This window comes from Amycolatopsis sp. MEPSY49 (assembly GCF_051337345.1).
Classification (GTDB): domain Bacteria; phylum Actinomycetota; class Actinomycetes; order Mycobacteriales; family Pseudonocardiaceae; genus Amycolatopsis.
The window spans coordinates 1-573 of sequence record NZ_JBDLYJ010000039.1 but is presented as its reverse complement, the minus strand read 5'-3'; the positions used below and the strand labels follow the sequence as shown (position 1 = coordinate 573).

At 69.5% G+C, this 573-nt stretch carries 1 protein-coding gene; it reads right to left on the bottom strand.

All coding sequences use genetic code 11. The features are described from left to right. Window positions 1-573: helix-turn-helix domain-containing protein (locus ABFJ78_RS50185; RefSeq protein ID WP_436394705.1), on the bottom strand; the 573-nt coding region annotated here is incomplete at both ends.

The window sequence follows — 573 nt, the reverse complement described above, 5'->3', positions numbered from 1 at the left end:
CCCAGAACGCGACCGCGGTTTCCTTGGTTTCATCCGGCAGGATCTCGCTGTAGGCCAGCCGGGAATGATCATCCACCGCGTTGTGCAGATAGCTGCACCCGATCTTCGGTGTGCCGTGGCGGTAGCGGGCTGTGGTGGTGGCTTTCTTGTTCTGCAGACCAACGGCCCGGCCGGTGACCCGGTGCCCGCCTCCGTCGGGGATGTTGCCCAGCTTCTTGATGTCCACGTGGACCAGGTCACCGGGTGCGGGGTGCTCGTAGCGGCGGATCGGCCGGCCGGTGCGCCGGTCGAGGTGAGCCAGCCGGGCACAGCGGTAGCGGAGCAAGACCCGGTGCACGGTGGAGGGGTTCAGCCCGAGCAGGTAGGCGATCCGCGCGGGTCCCCACCGACGGATCACCCGGACCTTGATGATCCGCCGCTCGAGTCGGGTGGGTGTCTGGTGTGGGCAGGTCCGGGGTCGTGAGGAGCGGTCGGTCATGCCGGCGGTGCCTTCGGCGCGGTAGCGGTCGGCCCAGCGTTTCGCGGTGGTGACCGCGACCTGGAACCGCTCTGCGGCGCGGCGCAGCGGCCAGT